Raw genomic sequence first — 7579 nt, 5'->3', positions numbered from 1 at the left:
TCGACAAGCTGGTCCGGGATACGCCGGATGTCACGGTGCACGTCCTGCCGATGCCGACATCACCGCCCTCCAACCCTCGCATCCTGAAGCGTCCGGGTCATGCAGGAACGCGATCTGGCTATGCGATCACGACAGCGATGGTGGCGGGCGTCACGGCGCTCGCCAGCGCCCTGTTCCAGATCCTCGATCTCGGCAACGTGGCGCTGCTTTACCTGTTGCCCGTCATGGCCGCTGCCAGCCTCTTCGGGTTGCGTACCGGGCTGTACGCCGGAATCGCATCAAGCCTTGCCTACAATTTCTTCTTCCTGCCGCCCACCGGCACGCTGACGATCAGCAATCCGGAAAACCTGATCTCCGTCATTGTCCTGCTCGGCATCGCGATCGCCACCAGTCAGATGACCGCGCGCGTGCGAGCACAGGCCGATCTTGCCACCGCCAGTTCACGCACCAACGCCATCCTGGCCGGCTTCGTGCGCCAGATCGCGGGGGTCAATGATCCCGATGTCGCCGCGCAAATGATCTGCGACGATGTTCATCGCCTGCTCGATGTGCAGGTCGTGCTGCTCGGTCGCACGACCGGCTCGGAACTCGAGATTCTGGCGGCCAGCGACCCCGCCTACCGCCTCGACATCATGGACAATGCGGCGGCCAGCTGGGCGTTCGATACTGGCAGCCCGGCGGGCAAGGGTTCGGGCACGCTCGCCGCATCGGAATGGCTGTTTCAGCCAATGAAGGCAGGCGACCGGGTGCTGGGCGTGCTGGGCGTCGCCAGCGACAGGGCAGGCAGCCCCGTTCGCGCCGATCAACTGCCCTTGCTCAGCAGCCTGATCGATCAATCGGCGCTCGTGCTTGAGCGCCTGCGGCTCCAATCCGAGATGCGCGACCTCGACGTCGTTCGCACGCGCGATCGGCTGCGCGCGGCGTTGCTGTCATCGGTCAGCCACGACCTGCGCACGCCGCTCACCGCAGTTATCGCCGCTGCGGCCGAGCTGCATCATGGCGTGACGCCCGAGCTGATCGGCACGATCGAGGGCGAGGCGCAGCGGCTCAACCGCTTCGTCGCCAACCTGCTGGACATGGCGCGGGTCGAGGCCGGCGCGCTGAAACTGAACGTCGAGGCGATCGACCTCAGCGATGCCGTCACCGGCGCCGCGCATGATGCCAGGCGCGCGCTGGAGGGGCATGAGGTGCGGCTGGAGGTGCCGCCCGATCTGCCGCTTGTCCGCGCGGATCCGCAACTGCTCCATCATTGCCTGTTGAACCTGCTCGACAATGCGGGGCGCTACGGCGAACCGGGCACCGAGATCGTCATCGAAGGGCGCAACCGTTTCGGCGACTTGCGGCTGGCGGTGCTCGATCATGGCCCCGGCCTGCCGCCGGGACGCGAAGGCGAGGTGTTCGAGACCTTCACCCGTTTCGAAGGGTCCGATCGTGCGATCGGCGGAACGGGGCTGGGCCTTGCCATCGTCAAGGCGTTTGCCGACGCGATGGGCATGAGCGTGGAGGCGGCGAACCGGACGGACGGCAAAGGCGCCGTGTTCACCCTGATCTTTCCATCCAAGCTGGTCGTCCGCGATCTATCGACCGAAGGTGCTTCCTGACATGCCAGCCAAAGTGCTTGTGGTGGATGATGACGCGGCGATCCGCCGCCTGCTGCGCAACACGTTGCTGCGGGCGGACTATGAGGTCGTCGAGGCGGAGAATGCCAAGGTCGCGCTCCGTCAGGTCGCGGCCGAACATCCGGGTGCGATCCTGCTCGACCTGGGCCTGCCCGATCGCGACGGCCTCAGCATCATTCCGCAACTCCGTGCGCATGGCGACCTCGTCATCCTTGTGGTCTCCGCGCGCGATGCCGTCGACGAGAAGGTGGCCGCCCTCGATCTTGGCGCAGACGATTTCGTGACGAAGCCGTTCGACACCGAGGAACTGCTCGCCCGCCTAAGGGTCGCGCTGCGTCATCAGCAATCCTCCGGGACGATCCAGAAGATCGTCAGCCGGGGCGATCTCAGCATCGACCTCGACCGGCGGATCGTGTGCCGCCACGGCAAGGAGGTTCACCTGACCCGCAAGGAGTACGAGGTTCTGGGCGCGTTGGCGAAGCACATCGGACGCGTCGTGACCCATGAACGTCTGCTCGCCGCATGTTGGGGAGCGGAGGAGGATCCGCGGGTCGAATACCTCCGGATCGTCATCCGGAACCTGCGCCAGAAGCTGGAGGCGCCAGGGCCCGTCGGCAGCGTCATCGCGAATGAACTTGGCGTGGGCTATCGGCTCCGTGCCGACCCGTGAGCCGCGGTTCAGTAAAACGAAGACTCCCTCCGGCCCCTCGCATCATTACTCGGGGCCGGCATTCTCAGCGCGCTGCTATGCTCTGACGTACTCGTCCAATGCCGCCGGCGTCCGCATCCCGGCGAGCACTTCCTCCGAGGACGTCTGGCGGTTCTTCACCAAACTGGTCCACTGGCCCCAGCCACTCGCGTCGACCGCATCACCGTTTCGGCCGAGCGACTTGAGGCGGCGCTGATCCTCCTCGGTAAGAACCTGCTTGGGAAGCGGCTCCAGCGCGGAAACATCGGCGAGGCTCATTCCCAGCTTGTCGGCGACGCGGGCGCCGTAATCGTCATGAACCAGGAAGACGTGCCAGAGCATCCGCTCCTTCACGTCGCGTTCGCACTGCGACAGGAGGACGCCCATGTTGGTGATCAGATCGTCGCGCTCCCAATCCATCATCGTGTTGTAGCGTGCGCGCGCCTGCACATAATCATTGCGCCGTTCGATGACGCTGCGGGTGAGGCGGCCGTGGATCTCGGGCGGGTTGTTGGTCTCGTCGCGGTCCGCCTCCGAAAGACCGTTGTGGATCGACGGCTCGAAATTGACGTGCGGGTTCTGGCCCTCGGCCAGATCGCGGCGATAGGACATCTGGCCACCGTTCAGGTTGGTGGCGACGGCGGCGTTCTTTGCCTGGTTGACCGGGATCTGCAGATAGTTCGTGCCGACGCGATAGCGCTGCGTATCCGAATAGGAGAAGGTGCGCCCGACCAGCATCTTGTCGTCGGAGAAGTCGAGGCCGTCGACCAGCACGCCGGTGCCCATCGCGATCTGCTCGCTTTCAGTATGCTGGTCCTCGACGTTCCGGTTCAGCGTCATCACCCCGATGTGCCGCAGCGGAAACTGATCTTCCGGCCAGGTCTTCGTGTCGTCGAGCGGATCCCAGTCGAGCTCGGGATGATCGTGATCGTCCATGATCTGAACGAACATGTCCCATTGCGGGTAATCGCCGCGCTCGATCGCTTCGAACAGGTCCTTGGAGGCCGATCCGAGATCCTGCCCCTGCACCTTGGCGGCTTCCTCCGCCGTCAGGCAGGCGACCCCGCAGCGCGGATGGAAATGATATTTGACCAGCACCGTGTCGCCGGCCGCGTTGACCATCTTGTAGGTGTTGACCCCGAAACCCTCCATGTGCCGGTAATTGGCTGGAATGCCACGCGGGCTGAACAGATGTGTCAGCATGTGCATCGATTCAGGCGTCTGGCTCATGAAGTCGAAGATGCGGTTCGGCTCCTGGCGGAAGGTGACCGGATCGGGCTTCAACGAGTGGATGACGTCGGGAAACTTGATCGCATCACGGATGAAGAAGACGGCCAGATTGTTGCCAACGATGTCCCAGTTTCCGTCCTCGGTATAGAGCTTGACCGCAAACCCGCGCGGGTCGCGCGCAACCTCCGATGAGTCGCGCCCGCCGATCACCGTCGAGAAGCGGATCGCCAGCGGCGTCTCCTTGCCGGCCGACTGGAACAGCTTCGCGCGGGTGTATTTGGAGGCCGGCTCGTCGCCGATTTTGCCGGTCGCCTCGAACGTTCCGTAACACACGAAGCCGCGGGCATGGACCACGCGCTCCGGGATGCGCTCGCGATCGAAGTGCGTGATTTTCTCGAGGAACTGGTAATTCTCGAGCGTCGCTGGGCCGCGTGCACCGACCGTTCGCTACGACTGGTTGTTGACGATCGGGTGACCCTGACGATTGGTCAGCACGCGCTCGCCGCTCTTGTCTCGTTCGTGATCCACGTCTCGGTCTCCATCTGGACTGCAACGGATCGAGAGCGACCCGCGCACGCCACACTGCAGAGACATGCTCTGGAGCGCGGGCAGACAACGACGTCTGATATAGGTGGGGAGGGATGGCGCAGATCTACGTAGATACCTCCATGCTGCGCGATTGGCCCGCACAGGGCGCAGGAAGCTGTGGTCGATTCTAGAGGCGCAAGTCGGCTCACGATCCTAATTCGCCGCACGTCCGTGGTCACCTGTACGTCGCCATTTCCCAGTCTGCCGCCCAAAAGCTTCCCATCCGCAAGCGGCCCACACATTGTCATACGGAGAGCTGAAGTCGCTCTCTGCTAAGTTGCTCGGCACGCTTCAGCGTGACCCTTCGTAAGGGCGCGTGGGGAGCCAAGGAATTGACAGCACGGCCGGTTTGGGACAATATCTCCCTACGGCCCGGGCCCCTCTGGCGAGACTGTTCTCGTGATGTCGGACCGTATCGGAAAATCCGATGTGGTCAGGCCCGTTGCTGGTTCCTTGCGCCCCGGATTCTCCGATGACCCTGTTGGTCATGTGGAGGAATGTTGCGTTGAAACCCCGACGATCGCTGCCCATCGCTGCGCAGCGCCCTGAAGATGTGATCCATCCGATCCATCTGGCCCGTCCGATCGCCCGTCTCAGGCTCCGCCCGGCCCGATCCGGCGGCTTACCCGGCGCCCGCCGATCCTGTCTGCGTCACTGATACGCGGACGACGCTGACCGCGGCATGATGACCCGGCCGCGGCGGTTCGATGGATCGTGACCACCTCTGATCGAGAGATGTGATGGACTTCTTTCTCGCTGACTGGCTGGGGACGCCGGCCTGGTTCTGGCTGGCCTTCCTCGGGTTGGTCATCGCCCTTACTGCCTTCGACCTTGGCGTTCTGCACAAGGAAGACCGGGAGATGGGCATTGCCGAAAGCCTCAGGCTCTCGGCGTTCTACATTGGCGTTGCGTTGCTGTTCGGCGGCTGGATCTGGTATGCGCGCGGTGCGGAAGCCGGTATCCAATATTACACCGGTTTCTTCATCGAAAAGGCGCTGTCGATCGACAACGTCTTCGTCATCAGCCTGATATTCTCCTATTTCGCGATCCCCGCGAAATACCAGTATCGCGCGCTATTGTGGGGCATCGTCGCCGTCATTGTCCTGCGTGGCCTGATGATCGCGGGCGGCGCTGCCTTGCTGTCAGAGGCCTATTGGGTACTCTACATCTTTGCCGCGTTCCTGGTGCTCACCGGCATCAAGATGTTCTTCAGCAACGACGATTCGATCGACGTCGGCAACAACCCGCTGGTGCGGTTCATTTCGCGCCACATCCCGGTGACGCCGCAGCTCCACGGCCAGCATTTCTTCGTCAAGGTGCCGGACACCAGGACGGGCAAGCTGGCGACCGCGGCGACGCCGCTGTTCCTCGCGCTGGTGGTCATCAACCTTGCCGACTTGGTGTTCGCGCTGGACAGCGTGCCGGCGATCTTCGCCATCACTACCGACACGTTCATCGTCTATACGTCGAACATCATGGCGATCCTGGGTCTGCGCGCGCTGTATTTCGCGCTGGCGGCCCTTGTGCATCGCTTCCACTATCTCAAATATGCGCTGGCCGCGATCCTGGTGTTCATCGGGTCGAAGATCTTCGTGACCGACTTCCTCCTGGGAGGGGCGAAATTCCCGCCGGTCATCAGCCTTGGCGTGACGTTCGCGCTGATCGCGGCGGGGGTGGCCTATTCGCTTTGGAAGACGCGCGGCGAGACGGTGCCGGACACCGGACCCGCCGCTGCCCCACCGACGCGGGCCGACATTTCCAACCCGTCGCACTGACGACAAGAAACAGGTTCTACAGGCAAATACATAATGAGTGAGTTCAACACCCCGGCAGCCTCGCCCCGATTGAAGCCGCTGCCGTTCCTGATCTTCAGTTCGCGCTGGCTGCAGCTGCCGCTGTATGTCGGGCTGATCGTGGCGCAATGCGTCTATGTGTTCCTGTTCCTGAAGGAACTGACGCACCTGGTGCTGCACAGCTGGGAGTTCACCGAACAGCAGATCATGCTGATGGTTCTTGGGCTGATCGACGTGGTGATGATCTCCAACCTGCTCGTGATGGTGATCGTCGGGGGGTATGAGACATTCGTGTCGCGGCTGGGGCTCAATGGTCATCCGGATCAGCCGGAGTGGCTGAGTCACGTCAATGCGGGTGTCTTGAAGGTGAAGCTGGCGATGGCGATCATCGGCATCTCCTCGATCCACCTGCTGCGCACCTTTATCGAGGCCGGCGCGATCGGCACGCCGACGGGGCGGGTGACCGAGACCGCGGTGCTGTGGCAGACGATCATCCACATGGTGTTCATCGTTTCGGCGATCGGCATCGCCTGGGTCGACAAGCTGGCACAGCAGAAGCACTGAGCCGTCGGGCGTGAGGTGAGGTGAGGTGAGGCTCACCCCGCGCCGTCTTCCACTCTATTGCCGGAACAGGATGCCCACCCGCCCGACGAACCCGTCATAGCGGCGGGTGGGCACGTTTGAGTTGTTGCGCGCATAGCCGGCCTCACCGAACAGGCTGAACCGTTCGTCCAGCGTCTTTTGCAGCCCCGCGGTCAGCCGCAACTGGGTGTCCTTGCGCTTGTAGGGGTAAAGCGCGGAAAAGGACGCCCGATAGTCGCGGTGGACCAGATACAGGCGGCCATAGCCCTCCAGCCCCTCGCTGAGCGGCGTGCGCGCGGTCAGGAGCGTACCGTAGCCGTTGTAGCTGAAGCGGTTCGCCTCAGCGTCTGCGAAAAGACCAAGCAGCGAGGCGTTGATCCGCGTCGGCCCGCCGCCGGGGCGCCAGAAATGGCGGAGTTCGGTGAGCCATTCGCTCTGGTCATAGCCCGAGAAGCGCCGCTCGGTCTGATTGCGGTAGCCGTAGCGCACCCGGAAGGTAGTGATGTTCGACGGATTGTGTCGGTGGATGAGCTGCGCATCGAGCCGCAGCCGATCGAACACGCGGCCGTCATTGCCGAATACATATTCGTAACTCGGCAGCAGCCGCAGCCTAGTCCGACGATCCTTCGACAGGGGCACATCGAAGCGCGCACCGATCGTCAGCGGGTAGCGGTTGTAATCGCTTTCCGACGGGAAGACGCGGGCACCTGCCGACGCTCGGACCACGGCTGGACCAATGTCGTAGGAGACCCCGAACTCGCCCTCGAACATGCCGCGGATGCGATCCTGATCGGGCGAGGTATCGACAACGTCCGGCGGCACGACGTCGAGCCCGTAAGCCAACAGTCCGTCAAGACTGAGGCGCTTGTCCTGTGCCCAGGCGTATTGCGGTATCGTCACGCAGGCGGCCACCGCCACCAAGGCTATCCTGTTCATACGGCCTCCGTGATGCGTGGCCTCGGCGGCGTTTTCGGCCAAGGCTGGCGCCCGATCTGGATCCGGGTCGACGTCGAGGTGATCGGGATGCTGAGGGTCGATTCCAGCGTGTACCAGGAGCGCAGTGCGCGGAAGAGGATGTA

At 63.3% G+C, this 7579-nt stretch carries 7 protein-coding genes; 5 read left to right on the top strand and 2 right to left on the bottom strand.

Features of this window, described 5'->3' with window-relative positions; genetic code table 11:
* A partial coding sequence (locus XM50_RS00820) for a DUF4118 domain-containing protein (RefSeq protein WP_046406594.1) occupies positions 1-1601 on the top strand: 1601 nt, incomplete at its 5' end.
* A gap of 1 nt (position 1602) precedes the next feature.
* Positions 1603-2289 (top strand): response regulator transcription factor, encoded by a 687-nt coding sequence (locus XM50_RS00815; RefSeq protein WP_046406592.1) that lies wholly within the window; start codon positions 1603-1605, stop codon positions 2287-2289.
* Between the two features lie 75 nt (positions 2290-2364).
* Here the strand turns inward: XM50_RS00815 and XM50_RS00810 are convergent, their stop codons facing one another.
* Positions 2365-3927 (bottom strand): catalase, encoded by a 1563-nt coding sequence (locus XM50_RS00810; RefSeq protein WP_269430549.1) that lies wholly within the window; start codon positions 3925-3927, stop codon positions 2365-2367.
* Here XM50_RS00810 and XM50_RS20920 point away from each other — a divergent pair.
* From XM50_RS20920 to XM50_RS00800, 3 genes are all read left to right on the top strand, one after another.
* Entirely contained in the window at positions 3883-4197 is a 315-nt protein-coding gene (locus XM50_RS20920; RefSeq protein WP_197075255.1) for a hypothetical protein, read from the top strand. The two genes, XM50_RS00810 and XM50_RS20920, sit on opposite strands and share 45 nt — an antisense overlap.
* Before the next feature lie 668 nt (positions 4198-4865).
* On the top strand, positions 4866-5900 hold the full coding sequence (locus XM50_RS00805) for a TerC family protein (protein ID WP_046406590.1): 1035 nt from the start codon (positions 4866-4868) through the stop codon (positions 5898-5900).
* A 33-nt stretch (positions 5901-5933) separates the two neighbouring features.
* The gene (locus XM50_RS00800) at positions 5934-6482 is read left to right on the top strand and encodes a TIGR00645 family protein (RefSeq protein ID WP_046406588.1); all 549 of its coding nucleotides are present in this window, start codon (positions 5934-5936) and stop codon (positions 6480-6482) included.
* A 54-nt stretch (positions 6483-6536) separates the two neighbouring features.
* Here the strand turns inward: XM50_RS00800 and XM50_RS00795 are convergent, their stop codons facing one another.
* The gene (locus tag XM50_RS00795; RefSeq protein ID WP_046406586.1) at positions 6537-7436 is read right to left on the bottom strand and encodes a hypothetical protein; all 900 of its coding nucleotides are present in this window, start codon (positions 7434-7436) and stop codon (positions 6537-6539) included.
* Positions 7437-7579: the final 143 nt, after the last annotated feature.

It is taken from the genome of Sphingomonas sp. Ag1 (assembly GCF_000980895.1).
GTDB lineage: Bacteria > Pseudomonadota > Alphaproteobacteria > Sphingomonadales > Sphingomonadaceae > Sphingomonas > Sphingomonas panaciterrae.
This window is presented reverse-complemented; position numbering and strand designations above follow the sequence as displayed.

Bases quoted from the DNA above. Each gene is read 5' to 3' on its own strand.
- XM50_RS00800 (WP_046406588.1), top strand. From the start codon at position 5,934: ATGAGTGAGTTCAACACCCCGGCAGCCTCGCCCCGATTGAAGCCGCTG.
- XM50_RS00805 (WP_046406590.1), top strand. From the start codon at position 4,866: ATGGACTTCTTTCTCGCTGACTGGCTGGGGACGCCGGCCTGGTTCTGG.
- XM50_RS00815 (WP_046406592.1), top strand. From the start codon at position 1,603: ATGCCAGCCAAAGTGCTTGTGGTGGATGATGACGCGGCGATCCGCCGC.
- XM50_RS20920 (WP_197075255.1), top strand. From the start codon at position 3,883: ATGGACCACGCGCTCCGGGATGCGCTCGCGATCGAAGTGCGTGATTTT.
- XM50_RS00795 (WP_046406586.1), bottom strand. From the start codon at position 7,436: ATGAACAGGATAGCCTTGGTGGCGGTGGCCGCCTGCGTGACGATACCG.